Annotated in this window: 1 protein-coding gene; it reads right to left on the bottom strand. The window is 49.0% G+C overall.

What is annotated here, in order from left to right; all coding sequences use genetic code 11:
• Positions 1–263: transposase (locus tag BFF42_RS21625; RefSeq protein WP_146759068.1), on the bottom strand; the 263-nt coding region annotated here is incomplete at both ends.

Below are 263 nucleotides of genomic sequence, written 5' to 3' on the forward strand. Positions count from 1 at the left end.
CACCATTCCGCATGATTCTGAGAAACTCAGTTGATTCGGCCAGTAACCTTTCAGATGTTCCGCCATTTTAATCATCTGATATCTCACCAGATTATAAGCCAGTAAGACACCCCACAGCTCTTGCTCCACAAGCTCCGGCTTTTTACTTCTCAGCGTCAGCCTGCTCAGTTGCATCGTCTGTTTTATCTCCCTGTATCCCAGTTCGATTTCCCAGCGATGACTGTACAGATCCGCCATTTCTCCTCCGGGGAAGCGCATGGCGT

Source organism: Shigella sp. FC1661 (assembly GCF_001712525.1).
In the GTDB taxonomy this organism is placed as follows: domain Bacteria; phylum Pseudomonadota; class Gammaproteobacteria; order Enterobacterales; family Enterobacteriaceae; genus Escherichia; species Escherichia coli.